This is a genomic window from Microbacterium sp. KKR3/1, from assembly GCF_021272365.1.
Taxonomy (GTDB): domain Bacteria; phylum Actinomycetota; class Actinomycetes; order Actinomycetales; family Microbacteriaceae; genus Microbacterium; species Microbacterium aurugineum.
The window spans coordinates 1,325,809-1,341,803 of sequence record NZ_JAJSDW010000001.1 but is presented as its reverse complement, the minus strand read 5'-3'; the positions used below and the strand labels follow the sequence as shown (position 1 = coordinate 1,341,803).

At 68.8% G+C, this 15,995-nt stretch carries 12 protein-coding genes; 11 read left to right on the top strand and 1 reads right to left on the bottom strand.

The features are described from left to right. The first annotated feature begins 47 nt into the window (after positions 1 to 47). The 11 genes from LVJ59_RS06370 (at position 48) to LVJ59_RS06320 (ending at position 15,282) form a co-directional block, all read left to right on the top strand. Complete coding sequence (locus LVJ59_RS06370) at positions 48 to 1,091, top strand: response regulator (protein WP_232762405.1); 1,044 nt, start codon at positions 48 to 50, stop codon at positions 1,089 to 1,091. Continuing rightward, positions 1,091 to 2,080, top strand: a complete 990-nt coding sequence (locus LVJ59_RS06365) for an ATP-grasp domain-containing protein (RefSeq protein WP_232762404.1) — start codon at positions 1,091 to 1,093, stop codon at positions 2,078 to 2,080. The genes LVJ59_RS06370 and LVJ59_RS06365 overlap by 1 nt, the downstream gene beginning before the upstream one ends. Next, the gene (locus LVJ59_RS06360) at positions 2,077 to 2,793 is read left to right on the top strand and encodes a PHP domain-containing protein (protein WP_232762403.1); all 717 of its coding nucleotides are present in this window, start codon (positions 2,077 to 2,079) and stop codon (positions 2,791 to 2,793) included. Before LVJ59_RS06365 ends, LVJ59_RS06360 begins: the two co-directional genes overlap by 4 nt. Further along, positions 2,790 to 4,277, top strand: coding sequence for a glycosyltransferase (locus tag LVJ59_RS06355; protein WP_232762402.1), 1,488 nt, complete (start codon positions 2,790 to 2,792; stop codon positions 4,275 to 4,277). Before LVJ59_RS06360 ends, LVJ59_RS06355 begins: the two co-directional genes overlap by 4 nt. Further along, positions 4,274 to 4,417 (top strand): hypothetical protein, encoded by a 144-nt coding sequence (locus LVJ59_RS06350; protein ID WP_165875444.1) that lies wholly within the window; start codon positions 4,274 to 4,276, stop codon positions 4,415 to 4,417. Before LVJ59_RS06355 ends, LVJ59_RS06350 begins: the two co-directional genes overlap by 4 nt. Continuing rightward, positions 4,414 to 4,761 carry a response regulator gene (locus LVJ59_RS06345; RefSeq protein ID WP_232762401.1) on the top strand — a complete coding sequence of 116 codons (348 nt, stop codon included), beginning with the start codon at positions 4,414 to 4,416 and terminating at the stop codon, positions 4,759 to 4,761. Before LVJ59_RS06350 ends, LVJ59_RS06345 begins: the two co-directional genes overlap by 4 nt. Then, positions 4,758 to 6,563, top strand: a complete 1,806-nt coding sequence (locus tag LVJ59_RS06340) for an ATP-binding protein (RefSeq protein WP_232762400.1) — start codon at positions 4,758 to 4,760, stop codon at positions 6,561 to 6,563. Before LVJ59_RS06345 ends, LVJ59_RS06340 begins: the two co-directional genes overlap by 4 nt. A gap of 87 nt (positions 6,564 to 6,650) precedes the next feature. Next, positions 6,651 to 8,339 (top strand): ABC-F family ATP-binding cassette domain-containing protein, encoded by a 1,689-nt coding sequence (locus LVJ59_RS06335; protein ID WP_153243682.1) that lies wholly within the window; start codon positions 6,651 to 6,653, stop codon positions 8,337 to 8,339. Between the two features lie 153 nt (positions 8,340 to 8,492). Continuing rightward, positions 8,493 to 9,608, top strand: a complete 1,116-nt coding sequence (locus tag LVJ59_RS06330; protein WP_047524178.1) for a GuaB3 family IMP dehydrogenase-related protein — start codon at positions 8,493 to 8,495, stop codon at positions 9,606 to 9,608. 58 nt (positions 9,609 to 9,666) lie between these two features. Then, complete coding sequence (locus tag LVJ59_RS06325) at positions 9,667 to 10,425, top strand: SURF1 family protein (RefSeq protein ID WP_131492589.1); 759 nt, start codon at positions 9,667 to 9,669, stop codon at positions 10,423 to 10,425. A 267-nt stretch (positions 10,426 to 10,692) separates the two neighbouring features. Beyond that, positions 10,693 to 15,282 carry an ExeM/NucH family extracellular endonuclease gene (locus LVJ59_RS06320; protein WP_232762399.1) on the top strand — a complete coding sequence of 1,530 codons (4,590 nt, stop codon included), beginning with the start codon at positions 10,693 to 10,695 and terminating at the stop codon, positions 15,280 to 15,282. A 71-nt stretch (positions 15,283 to 15,353) separates the two neighbouring features. Here the strand turns inward: LVJ59_RS06320 and LVJ59_RS06315 are convergent, their stop codons facing one another. Then, positions 15,354 to 15,977 (bottom strand): glyoxalase, encoded by a 624-nt coding sequence (locus tag LVJ59_RS06315; RefSeq protein WP_232762398.1) that lies wholly within the window; start codon positions 15,975 to 15,977, stop codon positions 15,354 to 15,356. Positions 15,978 to 15,995 lie beyond the last annotated feature (18 nt).

Below are 15,995 nucleotides of genomic sequence, written 5' to 3'. Positions count from 1 at the left end.
GGCCGATCCCCATCGGTCAGGGAACCTCCCCAAGGAGAGCTGTATCCATGCCTGAGGATTCTCCTCGCGTTCTCGTCGTCGATGACGATCCGGACGTCGCCCTGCTCGTGAAGACCGTGCTCGAGCGGCGGGCGGGCTGCATCGTCGATGTCGCGGAAGACGGTCAGGTCGCCGTCGAGCGTGTCGGGGCGCAGCGCCCCGACGTCGTCGTGACCGACATCGAGATGCCGGGGCTGAGCGGCCTGGAGTTGCTGGCGGAGCTCCGTCGAACGGTTCCGACCGTGCCCGTGCTGGTGATGACGGCCCACGTCTCCGTCGAGTACGCGGTCTCCGCGCTGCGTGCGCAGGCGGACGAGTTCCTCACGAAACCGCTCGACAACGCCAAACTCGTCGAGTCCGTCACTCGGCTGATCGAGGAGGGGCGTCGGCGCCGGGAGGGGGCCCGCCAACCGGAACGGGTGCTCGCGATCGGCGCGCACCCCGATGACGTGGAGATCGGCGTCGGCGGACTTCTCGCGGCCCACGCCAGGGCGGGGGACGACATCACGATCCTCACTCTCTCCCGCGGCGCCAGAGGCGGTGACGCCGACAGCCGACAGGACGAGTCGCTGGCCGCGGCCGAGTTGCTCGGCGCCCGGCTCTTCCTCAAGGACCTCGTCGACACCGAGATCCCCGGCGGCGGATCGACCGTGCGCCTCATTGAAGAGGTGGTGCAGGAGGTTCGCCCCACCATCGTCTACACGCACTCGGGTCACGACAGACACCAGGATCACCGGGCCGTGAGTGAGGCCACGATCGTGGCCACTCGGCGCGTCGGCACGGTCGCCTGCTACCAGAGCCCGTCGTCGACGATCGACTTCCGCCCCACGCGGTTCGTGCGGATCGACGAGTACCTGGACGAGAAGCTTCGGCTCCTGGAGAGCTTCCACTCGCAGACCGCGAGCCGGGAGTACCTCGCACCCGAGTTCGTCACGGCGACCGCACGATACTGGTCGCGGTTCGGGGGTGGGACAGCCGTCGAACCCCTCGAGGTGGTGCGTGAGACGGCGGAGTTCATCGGCGCCCACGAACTCAGCCGACGGGAGAGCTGATGACGAAGCGTGTACTGGTGACCGGCGCGGGAGGTCCGGCAGGCGTGGCCGTGATCCGCTCCCTCCTCCGCCGTGCCGATCTGACCGTGTTCGCCGCCGACATGGACGGATGGGCGAGCGGCATCTACCTGGTGCCCCCGGCGCAGCGTCGTCTGGTGCCACCGGGGCGGGACGTGGACTTCGTGCCGGCCATCGCGCGGATGGTCGAAGCCGACGCCCTGGACCTCGTGATCTCCACGGTCGATGTCGAGCTCATCGCCCTCGCCGGACGACGGGACGAACTGGCCCCCGCGGTCCTGGCCGCGCCCTCGGCGGACACGTTGAACACCGCGCTCGACAAGCTCGCCCTCGCCGAGCGATGCGCCCCGACCGGTCGCACGCCCCGCACGGTCCTCGCCGGCCCCGAGGCGGAGGCCGTCGACTGGGAGTTCCCGGTCTTCGCCAAGCCTCGCCAGGGTGCGGGAAGCCGTGGCGTCCGACTCGTGCCGGATCGTGCCGCCCTCGAGGCGCTGCCCACGGACGAAGGCCTGATCGTGCAGGACTTCCTCCCGGGGGAGGAGTACTCGGTCGACGTCATCGCCGATGCTGCGGGTGCCGTGGTCGCCGCCGTGCCGCGCACCCGTGCCAGGGTCGACTCGGGGGTCGCGATCGCCGGACGCACCGTGCGTGACCCCGAACTAGAAGAGACCGCCGCATCGATCGCGCGGGCCATCGGACTCGTGGGCGTCGCGAACGTGCAGCTGCGTCGTGACCGCGCCGGCCGTGCCGTGCTGCTCGAGGTCAACCCGCGTTTCCCCGGGGCTCTGCCGCTCACGATCGCGGCCGGGGTCGACATCCCTTCGCTCGTCGCGGATCTGTTCCTGGGGCGTGAGCTGCCGGTGAACATCCCGTTCCGTGAGGTCGCTTCGGTGCGCTTCCTGGAAGACGTGATCGTCGAGGTCGAGGACGTGCTGGTCTCCGACCACGCGGGGCACCAGGAGGAGCTGTGAGTCACCCCCTGCTTCGCGGCGATCACCACGTCCATTCGACCTTCTCCGACGACGCCGTCTCGACGCTCTCCGAGAATGTCGAGGCCGCAGCGGCGGCGGGCTTGAGCACGGTGCGGTTGGTCGACCATGTGCGTGAGAGCACCACCTGGGTGCCCGAGTACCTCTCCGCCGTGCGCGCTCTCCGGGTGCCGGACGGGCTCGTGGTGCTCACCGGTGTGGAGGCGAAGATCCTCGACAGCTCCGGGGCCCTCGACATCCCGGCTCTGCCGGACGGCATCGACCGGATCCTGATCGCCGACCATCAGTACCCCGGTGTCGACGGTCCGCTCGGCCCGTCCGTCGTGCGCGAGCGGATCGCCGCAGGGTGGGGGGTGGACGACGTGCTCGACCAGCTCGTGAACGCCCTGATCTCCACGATGCACCGGTATCCGGGAAACCAGCTCGCGCACTGCTTCTCCCTCCTGCCCAAGATCGGGCTGTCCGAGCAGGATCTCGGGGCGGAGCGGACGCAGGCCTGGGCGCGTGCCGCCGTCGAGACCGGGACACGGGTGGAGGTCAACGAGAAATGGGCGTGCCCCGGGCCTGAAGCGCTGTCGGCCCTGCGATGGGCGGGTGGAGAGCTCGTCGCCTCCACGGACAGTCATGAAGCGGCGGATGTCGGCCGATACTCCCGTGTGATCCCGCTGCTCGACGCGATCGAGGCCTCCTCGTGACGGATCTGACCTGGCTCCAGACGGTGCTCGTCGTCGTCCTCCTGCTCTGCGTGCTGGTCGGCACGCTGCCCGTCGTCAACACGGGGTTGCAGTTCCTCGTGCTGCCGCTGCACGCGTTCCGCAACCATTACGGCAAGGCGGCGCCGTATCACCCGAACGTCGCGGTCATCATCCCGGCATGGAACGAGGGGCTCGTCATCGGCCCCGCCATCGAACGGCTGCTCCAGCTGGAGTACCCCGGCGAGCGACTGAGGATCTTCGTCGTCGATGATGCGTCAACGGACGACACGCCCACCATCGTCGCCGCGAAGGCCGCAGCACATCCCGGACGCGTCGTGCACCTGCGGCGCGAGAAGGGCGGCGAAGGCAAGGCGCACACCCTCAACCACGGACTCGAGGTCGCGCTCGCGGACGAGTGGACCGAAGCCGTGCTCATCATGGATGCGGACGTCATCTTCGCACGCGATTCTCTCCGCAAGCTCAGCCGGCATCTCGCCGACGACGACGTCGGTGCCGCGACCGCATACATCGCCGAGGGCAGTCGCGACCGCAACTACCTCACGCGCTTCATCGCGATCGAGTACGTGATCGGACAGCTCTCCGCCCGCCGGGTGCAGAACGTCGGCGGCGCGATCGCGTGCCTGGCCGGCGGGGCGCAGCTGCATTCCCGCGCGAACCTCGAGGCGATCGGCGGACGCATCCCGACGGGGACCCTCGCAGAAGACACCATGACCACGTTCGAAGGTCAGCTCAAGGGGCGGCGCATGGTCTTCGAGCCGCACGCCGTCGTGCTCGCCGAGGAGCCGCGGACGATCGACAGCCTGTGGAAGCAGCGCCTGCGCTGGGCGCGGGGCAACGTGCAGCTGACGTCGATCTACCGGAAGCTGTGGTTCCGTCCGAGCCCCACCCATCGCCTGGGGAGCTTCTCGTTCGGTCTGGCCTGGTTCACGATCCTGCTGCTGCCGGCGTTCATGATCCTCGCTGCGGCGGGAATGCTCGCGCTGCTGGTCCTGCACAGCGACATCGCCGAGTTCGTGTTCCGCTTCATGTGGATCTCGGCGGCCTGCATCTATCTCTTCTCGATACTCTTCTCCGTGCAGCTCGACCCGCGAACGGGGAGGCATTCCTGGCGTGAGGCGATCATGTTCCCCGGGTTCGGGGCGCTCCTCCTCATGGCCATCGCCCTCTTCCCGTGGCTGTTCCAGGCGCTTCTGCAGGCGCTCGGCCAGCGCGCCACCGAGCAGACGTTGTTCACCTGGGCGGTGATCTTCTATCTGTGGGGTCCGATCTCGATGCTGGGGATCTGGCTCGCTCGCGCGGTGGAACCGCTCCCTACCGGCCGCTTCTTCGCCGGCTTGCTGCTGTACGTCTGCGGCTACGGATCCCTGCTCTGCGCCATCACCGTGGATTCGTACATCAAAGAATGGCGTCGCGCCGACGCCTCCTGGATCAAGACCGAGAAGATCGGACGTGTGGACTCATGACCGCAGCACCGTCACACGACACCGAAGCGGAGGAGATCGCCGAGGATGCGCGCCGCGAGCGGCGACTGATCCCGCAGGCGATCATCGCTCTCGTCGTCGTCGTCGCCGTCGTCATCGTGCGAGAGCTGTTCCTTCGATGACCGGGAGGCCGTTGGCCCTGGTCGTGGAAGACGCCCCCGATCAGGCGGCGTTGCTGCGTCGCTATCTCGATCGCGAGGGCTTCGACGTGTTCGTCGCCCGCGACGCCGAGTCGGCGATCGCCGCTTTCGATGAGATCGATCCGGTCCTGGCGGTGCTCGACCTGCTCCTGCCCGGGATCTCGGGGCAGGAATGCGCTCGTCTGGTGCAGGACCGGTTCCCCCGCTGCTTCCTCGTGATCAGTTCGGTGCTCGACGCGGCCGACTACCCACCGGCGGATGCCGCCCTGCCGAAGCCCATCACCGGGGCTGACCTGCACGCCATCGTGGAGCGGGTGGAGCGATGAGGGCCACGCCGCTCGCCCGCGCCGAGAGCCGGTGGTATCGGATCTTCGACGACCCGAGCCCGCTGCTCAAACAGGCGCCGACGGTCATCGCGGCCGCCGTCGCGGGGCTGCTCACCTGGTGGGTGCCGGACCTTCCTGTCGCCCACGCCGCGTCGGCGATCGGTGGCATCGCTCTGGTCCTCGGGGCCACCGTCCTCGCCGCGGTGCTCACCGCGCGGCGGATCCACGACGGATGGGCGGTCCTGCTCATCCCGATCATCGACATCATCGGCCTCGGCCTCTTCCGCACCGGTACCGGTGGCCCCGGCTCCCTCTTCTCCGCTCTCGTTCTCCTCCCCGTGGTGTGGCTGGCGGCGGCGCCCGGCATCCGCTGGGTCTTCGTGGTCGCGGGCCTGACGTCTGTCGCGCTGCTCATGCCGTATTTCACCGATCCGCCCCACACCTCGACCGAGTGGCTCCGCGGCGTGGTGGCTCCCCTGGTGTTCGCCGCGGTGGCCGCGGTCATCAACCAGCTCGCCCGACAGCAGCGCCTCCGTGTCCAGCAGGCCGAGGAGCTGGTGGCCGAGCGCACCAAGGCGCTGTCGGAGAACGTCGCGATGATCGTGCAGCTGCGCGACAAGGAGCGCCAGTACCGCGAGCTCCTGGATTCGTTCGAGAGCCTGTGGTCGTCGATCACCGCCCAGGCCGTGATCGCGACGACGCGCGACGGTGTCGTGACGGCTTGGAACCCCGGGGCCGAGCGCCTGCTGGGGCTCTCGGCCGGTGAGGCGCTGAAAGATGTGCGCGTCGATCGCTTCTTCTCCACCGCTGTCTTGTCGATGCTGGCGGCGGAGCATGCCGACCGCCTGCAGCCATCCGAGGACCGTCGCTCGGGGGAGGACGAGCTCTCGCCGGGGATCCAGGCCCTGTTCGCGCAGGCCGATGCAGGACTCACGGTCGACGGCGACATCGAGGTGACGACCGCGGGCGGCACGACCGTTCCCGCCCGCGTGACCGTGAGCCCCCACAAGGACGGCGCCGGTGCCCAGCAGGGCTACCTGTTCGTGCTCACCGACGAGACCAGGGCGGTCGAGGTCGCCCGGATGAAAGACGAGTTCGTCGGGATGATCTCGCACGAGCTGCGCACCCCGCTCAGCGCGATCATCGGATTCCTCGACCTGCTCCAGAACGATCCCGGTCAGCCGCTCACCGGCGACCAGCAGGAGTTCGTCTCCATCATCGAGCGCAACGCCCAGCGCCTGCTCAACCTCGTCGGCGACCTCCTCTTCACCGCACAGGTGGAATCCGGGCGGTTCCCGCTCGATCGCGAGGAGGCCGATGTCGCCGAGCTGGTCCGTTCAGCGGTGGTGTCGGCGGGTCCGCACGCGCAACGAGAAGGCATCGAGATCGACGCCGAGGTCGGCCCTGACCCGGTCCGCCTCGTGGTCGACTCCGGAAGGATCGGCCAGGCGCTCGACAACCTCCTCTCCAACGCCATCAAGTTCACGCCGAGTGGTGGTCGGGTCACGGCGCTGGTGCGCCTGGTGGACGGGGGAGTGGAGCTCTCGGTCAGGGACACCGGGGTCGGGATCCCCGAGAACGAGCAGGGAATGCTATTCACGCGCTTCTTCCGCGCGTCGACCGCGACACGCAACGCCGTGCCGGGGGTGGGGCTCGGACTCACGATCACGCGGGCGATCGTCCTGGCGCACGGCGGCACCATGGACGTCACGAGTCAGGAGGGCGTCGGCACCGAGTTCCGGTTCGTCCTCCCCGTCGCCCCTCGCACCGAAGCGCTCACGAGCCTGGGTCACGTCGACTGACGCGGCCGGCCGCGGTTCGTGCCCGGCCGCTCGCGCTGATAGCCTGGTCGGCTCGGCACATGCGGGGCGGAAGGACGGCCACGCACCGTGGGCTACATCGATGTCTCCAGCGTCTCACTGACGCTCCCCGACGGCAGACCGCTTCTCGACGAGGTGACGTTCCGTGTCGGTTCCGGGTCGACGAGCGCGCTCATCGGCCCCAACGGCGCGGGCAAGACGACGTTGCTGCGCATCATCCGCGGCGATCAGTCCGCTGATGACGGGGTCGTGACGATCGAGGGCGGCCTGGGCGTCATGGACCAGTTCGTCGGTCACGGCGAGGCCGGGGAGACGGTCCACCAACTGCTCGTGCGCGTCGCGCCCGCGCGCATCCGTACCGCGGCCGAGACGCTCGAAGCTGCGGAGAACGCGTTGATCGAGCGCGACGAGCACGACACGCAGATGGCGTATGCGTCGGCGATCGCCGAATACGCCGATGCCGGTGGATACGAGCACGAGACCGTCTGGGATCAGTGCACGGTCGCGGCGCTCGGGGTGCCGTTCGAACGTGCGCGGTTCCGCGAGCTCACCACGCTGTCCGGGGGCGAGCAGAAGCGGCTCGCACTCGAAGCGCTGCTGCGCGGACCCGACGAGGTGCTGCTGCTCGATGAGCCGGACAACTACCTCGACGTCCCGACGAAGCGCTGGCTCGAGGAGCAGCTGCGGGCGACGCCGAAGACCGTGCTGCTCGTGTCGCACGACCGAGAACTCCTGGCGCGCGCGATCGATCGGCTGATCACGCTCGAGCCCGGTGGTGCGGGAGCCACGGCCTGGGTCCACGGCGGTGGATTCGGTACCTATCCGCAGGCGCGGGCGGACCGGATGGAGCGGCTCGACGAACTGCGTCGTCGCTGGGATGAGCAGCACGAGAAGCTGCGCACCCTCGTCGCGAACCTCAAGGTGAAGGCGTCGGCGAACGACGGTTTCGCGTCTCGGTACCAGGCGGCGCAGACGCGGTTGCGGAAGTTCGAAGAGGCGGGTCCGCCCGAGGAGCGTCCGCCCGCGCAGGATTTCGACATGCGCCTGCGGGGAGCGCGCACGGGCAAGCGCGCCGTGGTGGTGCAGCGCCTGGAGCTGACCGGGCTGATGCGGCCGTTCGACACGGAGATCTGGTACGGCGATCGCGTCGCCGTGCTCGGCTCGAACGGGTCGGGCAAGTCCCACTTCCTGCGCTTGCTCGCGCGTGGTGGCAGCGACCCCGACACCACGCTCGGTCACGTCACCTCGTCGGGGGAGCAGCTGAGCGTGGTCGAGCACACCGGCGCAGCGACGCTCGGAGCGCGGGTCGTGCCCGGTCTGTTCGCGCAGACGCACGCGCATCCGGAATTCGTCGGACGCACGCTCCTCGACATCCTGCACCGGGGTGACGATCGTCGCACCGGGATGCCGCGCGACGCCGCGAGCTCGGCGCTGGACCGCTATGGGCTCGTGCGTCAGGCCCTGCAGACTTTCGACTCGCTGTCCGGTGGACAGCAGGCGCGGTTCCAAGTCCTGTTGCTCGAGCTCTCCGGGGCGACGCTGCTGCTTCTGGACGAGCCGACCGACAACCTCGACCTGGAGTCGGCCGAGGCACTGGAACAGGCACTCGCGCGATTCGAGGGCACGGTGCTGGCCGTGACACACGATCGATGGTTCGCGCGATCGTTCGACCGGTTCCTGGTGTTCGGCTCGGGCGGGGACGTGTACGAGTCCGACGAACCGGTCTGGGATGAGCGCCGCGTGGCCCGCGCCCGCTGACGATACGGAGGCCGGACTCGTGGGTGCGCACACTGAGAGTCCGCGCGTGGGGATCACCTTCTCCGCATCCGACGAACATCAGAACATCAGGAGCCGGGCGGCGTGCGTCCGCCCGAGCCGGCCCCCGCTCCCGGGTAGGCTGGACGGGTGACCATGGAGATCGAGCTCGGCCGAGGAAAGCGCGCACGTCGCGCGTACACGTTCGACGACATCGCGGTGGTGCCATCGCGGCGCACGCGCAACCCGGAGGACGTGTCGACCGCATGGACGATCGACGCCTTCGGCTTCGACATCCCGGTGCTGGGAGCGCCGATGGACTCGGTCGTGAGCCCGCAGACGGCGATCATGCTCGGACAGCTCGGCGGCCTCGGCGTCCTCGACCTCGAGGGTCTGTGGACGCGTTACGAAGACCCGGAGCCGCTGCTGGCGGAGATCGCCGGACTCGACGAGGGCGAGGCCACCGTCCGGATGCAGCAGCTGTACTCGGAGCCGATCAAGCCCGAGCTCATCACACGCCGACTCGCCGAGATCCGCGAGTCCGGCGTCACGGTCGCCGGTTCGCTGACGCCGCAGCGCACCCAGGAGTACTACGACACGGTCGCCGCAGCGGGCGTCGACCTGTTCGTGATCCGCGGCACCACCGTGTCTGCCGAGCACGTCTCGAGCGTCGCGGAGCCCCTCAACCTCAAGAAGTTCATCTACGACCTCGACGTCCCCGTCATCGTCGGTGGCGCGGCGACCTACACCGCGGCCCTCCACCTCATGCGCACGGGCGCGGCAGGTGTGCTCGTCGGTTTCGGCGGCGGGGCGGCATCCACGACGCGTGCCACCCTCGGCATCCACGCGCCGATGGCGACCGCGGTCTCCGACGTCGCCGCGGCTCGCCGCGACTACCTCGACGAGTCCGGGGGCCGCTACGTCCACGTGATCGCCGATGGGGGCGTCGGCACCTCCGGCGACATCGTCAAGGCGCTCGCCATGGGGGCGGACGCCGTCATGCTCGGTGTCGCGCTCGCTCGGGCCACCGACGCGCCCGGCCGCGGCTTCCACTGGGGTCCTGAAGCTCACCACTCGAAGCTGCCGCGAGGCCGTCGTGTCGAGGTCGGGGGAATCGGCACGCTCGAGGAGATCCTCTACGGCCCGGCCCCGGTCGCCGACGGCACCGCGAACCTCATCGGCGCGCTGCGCAAGTCGATGGCGACCACCGGATACTCCGACCTCAAGGAGTTCCAGCGGGTCGAGGTCGTGCTCGCGCCGTACGAGGCCTGAGGCACAGCGCTCGACCGTGACGACTCCTGCTCTGTTCCCCCCGACCCTCCGCGAGGTCATGCTCCGGGGGCGCTGGATCGGGGTGCTGCTGCTGTGCCTCCTCGTCGCGGGGGTGTTCGCCTGGCTCGGTCAGTGGCAGTTGGAGCGCGCGATCGACACCGATCCGCCCCCCGCCGGCCAGACCGAGCAGGTGCAGCAGCTCACCGATGTCGTCGAGCCGGGTGAATACCTCCCCGAGCCGCTCGTGGGCCAGCGCGTCGAGACCTCGGGGCGCTGGATCCCCGAGGACTTCATCGTCGTGTCGAGCCGTTTCAACGACGATGTCCCGGGGTATTGGGTGACCGGACAGCTGCGGGTCGCAGAGCGCACGTCGATCGCCGTCGCGATCGGGTGGACCCCCGATCGGGAGACCGCGGATGCGGCCGTGCGGGAGCTCGAAGCCGACGCGGACGGGTCAGAGGTCGAAGTGACCGGTCGGGTGATCTCGGACGAAGGGCCCCGTGTCCCCCCGCACTCCGCTCCCGAGCAGTTGGACCGAATGTCTCCAGCCGCCCTGCTCAGCCGATGGCACGACATCGAGCAGCTTCACGTGTACCGCCCCTACCTCGCCTCGACCACGGCGTCCGCGGGGCTGGTCGACATCTCGTCGCCCGCACCCGAGGAGATGTCGCCGGTCAACTGGCTGAACGTCTTCTACGCGGTCGAGTGGGCCATCTTCGCGGGCTTCGCCTTCTACCTCTGGTACCGCCTGGCGAAAGATGCCTGGGAGCGCGAGGTCGAGGAGTTCGAAGACGCGCTCGGTCGGGAAACCACCTGATCATCGCGCGCATCCGCGCGCTCGACGGTGCGCAATTGTGTGCTCCCGTGCGGCGATAGCGACCTTCGTCAGGGGTCCCTCGAGCCATCCGGTGAGCGCTCGGTGACGAATCGGGAAACTCCGTTGAGGATGTCCTGACCGCTCCGTATGCTCGCACCATGTGAGCGCGCTGGGAGTTTCCCCTGTGTGCCGTGACAGTCCTGAGAAGTGTCGAACCCGACCGAGGAGACAGCACCGATGATGTCCGCCCCAGACGAGAGGAACCGCATGGTTCCGGTCTCGCACCGTAGAAGTCGGGGGCGCATCGGCGCTCTCGCCGTGACCTGCGTCGCCGCGCTGAGCTTCGGCTCGCTGGCCGCCGTTCCCGCCACAGCCGACACCACGGGCACGGGGGTGGTGATCAACGAGGCGTATCTCTCCGGCGGCAGCGCGGGGGCGGCCTTCAAGAACAAGTTCGTCGAGCTGTACAACCCGACGTCCGCCGCGATCACCCTCGATGGCATGTCGCTGCAGTACCGGTCCGCCAGCGGCACAGGCGCCTTCAACGGTGTGGCCGCGCTCACCGGGGAGATCCCCGCCGGCGGCTACTACCTGGTGCAGGGCAACAGCAACGGCGCGAACGGTGCCGAGCTCCCCACGCCGGATGCCGTCACCACCCTCACTCCGAGCGGCACCAACGGCACGCTCGCCCTCGTCGAGGGCACCGCCGCCGTCACCCTCACGCCGGGTTCGACGGTGGGTGTGGACGGTGTGGTCGACCTGCTCGGCTACGGCTCGTCGAACACCTTCGAGACGAAGGCGGCCACGGCGCCGTCGGGGAACACCGACGTCAAGTCGTTGAACCGCACGGGCGCTGTCGACACCGACGACAACAGCGCGGACTTCACGCTCTCTGCGACGATCACCCCGCAGGGCTCCGGCGGCACCGACCCCGGAACAGACCCGGGTGAGGACCCGATCGCGGCGACGATCGCCGAGGTCCAGGGCACGACCGATGTCTCCCCGCTGAACGGCCAGACGGTCGAGGTCGAGGGCGTCGTCACGGCGGACTACCGCACGGGCGGCTACAAGGGCATCGTCATCCAGACCCAGGGCTCCGGCGGGGCGACGGATGCCACGCCGGGCGCCTCGGACGGGGTGTTCGTCTTCCTGAACGCGCTGTCCCCGACACTCGAGATCGGCGACCTCGTCTCGGTGACCGGTGCGGTGAGCGAGTACTTCGGGCAGACCCAGATCACCCCGGCCGCGGCCGGTGACGTCGCGGTGCTGACCGCGGGAGTCGGCGTCCCCGCCGTCACACCGCTGCCGGACTCGGTGCGCGGTGCCGATCGGGAGCAGTACGAGAACATGTACGTGGCACCGGAGGGAAGCTACCGCCTGGCCTCCAGCCACCAGCTGTACAACTACGGAACGCTCTGGCTGAACGCCGGTGAAGACCTCGCGGTGAAGAGCACGGAGACCACGCGCCCCGGTGACGAGGCCACCGCGATCGCCGCGGCCAACCGAGCTAACCGCATCCTCCTGGATGACGGCTGGTCGATCCAGGTCACGAACAGCGGCCACCCCGGCGGGCAGCCGTACTTCACGAAGGACACCGTCGTCCGCAACGGCGACGTCGTGGACTTCAGCGATAACGGCTACGTGCTGCAGTGGGGATTCGACGACTGGCGTCTGCAGCCGGTCGTGCCGATCGACGATTCCTCGTCGGCCGACTTCAAGGTCGGATTCGAGGCGACGAACCCGCGGACCGCGTCGGCTCCGGAGGTCGGCGGTGACGTGCAGGTGGCCTCGTTCAACGTCTACAACTACTTCACGACGCTGAAGAGCGAGAACTCGAACGCCCGGGGTGCGGCGAACGCCGCGCAGTTCGCGATCCAGAAGTCGAAGATCGTCGCGGCGATCAACGGTCTGGATGCCGAGATCGTCTCCCTCATGGAGATCGAGAACTCCGTGAAGCTGGGCAAGCCGATCGACTCGGCGCTCGAGGATCTGGTCGCCGGCCTCAACGACGACGCGGGCGCCGAGGTGTGGGACTACGTGCCCACGCCCGACGCGCTGAACGACGCGGCCACCACCGACTACATCACGAACGCCATCATCTACAAGAAGGATGCCGTCACGACGGTGGGTGACAGCGCCACCGTCACGGATGAGAGCGTGTGGGGCAACGCCCGCGAGCCCATCGCCCAGGCGTTCGACATCGACGGCCGTGTGGTCACGGTCGTGGCCAACCACTTGAAGTCGAAGTCGCCGCCCCAGGGCGCGGGTGCCGAGCCGGCCGACGGGCAGGGTTTCTTCAACGCCGACCGCGTCGCGCAGGCGAACGCGATCCTCGCCTTCACGGAAGACCTGGAGGAGACGACGGGCAGCGGCGACATGCTGCTGATCGGCGACTTCAACGCCTACAGCGAGGAAGACCCGATCGATGTGTTCACCTCGAAGGGGTGGAGCGACCTGGTCGCCGACACGGCATCGGGGCAGTACACGTACACGTTCGACGGTGAGCTCGGTTCCCTCGACCACGTGATCGCGTCGCCGTCGCTGGCCTCGTCGATCACAGGCGCCGGAGTCTGGGGCATCAACTCTCCGGAGTGGAGCGACCGCGGCTACGCGTTCGGCGCCACCGAGGAGGGCACCCCGTACCGCTCCAGCGACCACGACCCCATCATCGTCGGCGTCTCCGCGGAGATCCCGCCGGTGAGCATCGACGTCGTCACGGTCAACGACTTCCACGGAAGGATCGAAGCCGACGGCGCCGCCGCGGGAGCCGCGGTGCTGGCAGGGGCAGTGAAGCAGTTCCGTGAGGCGAACCCGAACACGATCTTCGCCGGTGCCGGGGACCTGATCGGCGCCTCGACGTTCACCTCGTTCATCAACGACGACAACCCGACGATCGACGCCCTCAACGCGGCCGGTCTCGACGTCAGCGCAGCGGGTAACCACGAGTTCGACCAGGGCTGGGAGGACCTGCGCGATCGGGTGCAGGACCGCGCGGACTGGGAGTACATCGCCTCGAACGTGTTCGTCACCGAGACCGGTGAGCCGGCGCTCGCCCCCGCCTGGGTCAAGGAGCTCGACGGTGTGAAGGTCGGCTTCATCGGAGCCGTCACCGAGGACCTCGACTCGCTCGTCTCGCCGGAGGGCATCGCGGACCTCGAAGTCCGGAGCATCGCCGATTCCGTGAACGCGGTGGCCGACGACCTGCGCGACGGCGACGAGTCCAACGGTGAGGCGGATGTCATCATCCTGCTCGTGCATGAGGGCGCTTCCAGCGTCGAGCTGTCGAGTATCACCCCGGAGTCGCCGCTCGGCGAGATCGTGTACGGGGTCGATGAAGACGTGGACGCCATCGTGTCGGCCCACACCCACCTCGCCTACAACCACGTGATCGACGGCCGCCCGGTCGTCTCCGCGGGGCAGTACGGCGAGAACCTGGGCCTGATGAACATCCAGGTCGACGCCACCACGAAGGACCTGATCTCGATCACCAACGAGATCAAGCCCCTCACCGAGGCCGGCAAGCCGCTCTATCCGGCCGTGCCGGAGGTGCAGACGATCGTCGACAAGGCGAAGGCCGAGGCCGATGTCCTGGGAGCGATCAAGGTCGGCGACATCACGGCGGACTTCAACCGCGCGCGTCAGACCAACGGCTCGGAGAACCGCGGTGGAGAGTCCACCATCGGCAACTTCGTCGCCGACGTGCAGCAGTCGTCCACCGGCGCCGACCTGGCTCTCATGAACCCGGGCGGTATCCGCGCGAACCTCACGTACGCGTCCTCCGGAGCGTCCGATCCCGACGGCAACGTCACCTACCGAGAAGCGGCGACGGTCCAGCCGTTCGCCAACACGCTCGTCACGCTCACGCTCACGGGTGCGCAGCTGAAGAGTGTGCTCGAGGAGCAGTGGCAGCCGGCGGGTTCGGCACGTCCGTTCCTGAAGCTCGGGGTCTCGAAGGGGCTGGTCTACACATACGACCCCGCAGCGGCACAGGGTTCGCGGATCACCTCGATGACGCTCGACGGCACGCCGGTGGATCCTGCGGCGGACTACACGGTCGCGGCCAACTCGTTCCTCGCTGCGGGAGGAGACAACTTCTCCACCTTCAAGGAGGGCACGGGCAAGCGCGACACCGGCAAGATCGACCTGCAGTCGATGGTCGACTGGTTCGACGCGAACAAGACCGCCAGCCCCGATTACGCCCAGCGCGCGGTCGGTGTGTCGGTCAGCCCGGCGGACGCCGACGGGTACAGCGCCGGTGACCAGGTCACGGTGTCGCTCTCGTCGCTGGCGTTCAGCGCGGGTGAGCCGGCTCCAGGAGAGGTGTCGCTCTCGCTGGGAGACACCGTCCTGGCGACGGGTGCGGTGGATCCGACGATCGTCGACACCACGGATGAGGGCGGTCGTGCCGCTCTGACCTTCACGGTTCCGTCGGGTGTCTTCGGCGAACAGGTCCTTACCGTCGCGGTCGCCGGGACGGGGACCACCGCGCAGGTGCCATTCACGATCGCCGGCGAGGAGGAGTTCGCGGGCACGATCGCCCTGGGCTCGTCCACGGTGTCGGCGGGCAAGAACCTCAAGGTCACCGGCCAGGGGTATGAGCCCGGTGAGACGGTGACGATCGAGCTGCGCCCGAAGAAGGGCAAGCCGGTCGAGGTCGGCACGGTCCAGGTGTCCGCGGACGGCACCTTCAGCACGCAGGTGACGGTGCCGAAGAGCGCTCCCTCGGGCAAGTACACCGTCGCGGCGGCTCAGGCCGACGGCGACGAGGCGACCGCCACGGTCAAGGTCAACCGCGCCGGCGGCATCATCGGTGCGATCCTCGACTGGCTCTGGGAACTCCTCACCAGGTGGTTCTGATCCGGTAGTCGGATGACACGCACGAAGGCCGTCGGGAGTGCTCCCGGCGGCCTTCGTCGGTTCGTCGGTGCTCAGGCGGTCACCGTGACCGGAGCCCACACGAACCCGTCGGGGTCGACGGCTGTGCCGAGCGCGCCGTGGACCGTGAGCCGATGCGAGCCCGACCCGGCGGCCGGAACACCTGCATCCTTGGCGAGCGAGGCATACCGGTACAGGCCGAGGCCGATCGGGCTCGCGCCCGTGTCGAACTGCACGTAGCTGCGGCCGAAGCTCTTCGCGACCGCGACGCCGCGATCCGCATAGAAGTTCTTCGACGCGACCACATCCTTCGCGCCGAGCAGGAGGATCATCTCGTCGATCGTGCGGCTCGGGGGAACAGTGTCCTTCTTCGCCGACGTCGCGACCTTCCAGATCGCGCCGTCCGGTGCCTGGATCGTGCCTCCGACACCCCAGAGGGACTTCGAGACGGGGCTGATCACGCGGGCGCCGGCGGTGACGGCCGCGTCCGCGAGGGCGCGGACGTTCGCCGGCTGCGAGACGACGAGCGACAGCGTGTACCCGCGGAAGCCGGAGGTCTCGGCATCCGCGGTGCGGAAGCGCAGGCGGTCGCCGAGGTCGAAGGCCTGCGTGTAGAACGAGCGGGCGGCGTCCACGTCCGGGACGTCGAGGGTGAGGGAATCGATCGTGGTGTTCATGCAGGAGACGCTACGGAG

What these genes read in the sequence shown, in the direction of transcription:
- LVJ59_RS06345 (WP_232762401.1), top strand. Translation starts at nt 4,414, where the DNA reads ATGACCGGGAGGCCGTTGGCCCTGGTCGTGGAAGACGCCCCCGATCAG.
- LVJ59_RS06340 (WP_232762400.1), top strand. Translation starts at nt 4,758, where the DNA reads ATGAGGGCCACGCCGCTCGCCCGCGCCGAGAGCCGGTGGTATCGGATC.
- LVJ59_RS06320 (WP_232762399.1), top strand. Translation starts at nt 10,693, where the DNA reads ATGGTTCCGGTCTCGCACCGTAGAAGTCGGGGGCGCATCGGCGCTCTC.
- LVJ59_RS06365 (WP_232762404.1), top strand. Translation starts at nt 1,091, where the DNA reads ATGACGAAGCGTGTACTGGTGACCGGCGCGGGAGGTCCGGCAGGCGTG.
- LVJ59_RS06350 (WP_165875444.1), top strand. Translation starts at nt 4,274, where the DNA reads ATGACCGCAGCACCGTCACACGACACCGAAGCGGAGGAGATCGCCGAG.
- LVJ59_RS06330 (WP_047524178.1), top strand. Translation starts at nt 8,493, where the DNA reads ATGGAGATCGAGCTCGGCCGAGGAAAGCGCGCACGTCGCGCGTACACG.
- LVJ59_RS06325 (WP_131492589.1), top strand. Translation starts at nt 9,667, where the DNA reads ATGCTCCGGGGGCGCTGGATCGGGGTGCTGCTGCTGTGCCTCCTCGTC.
- LVJ59_RS06315 (WP_232762398.1), bottom strand. Translation starts at nt 15,977, where the DNA reads ATGAACACCACGATCGATTCCCTCACCCTCGACGTCCCGGACGTGGAC.
- LVJ59_RS06370 (WP_232762405.1), top strand. Translation starts at nt 48, where the DNA reads ATGCCTGAGGATTCTCCTCGCGTTCTCGTCGTCGATGACGATCCGGAC.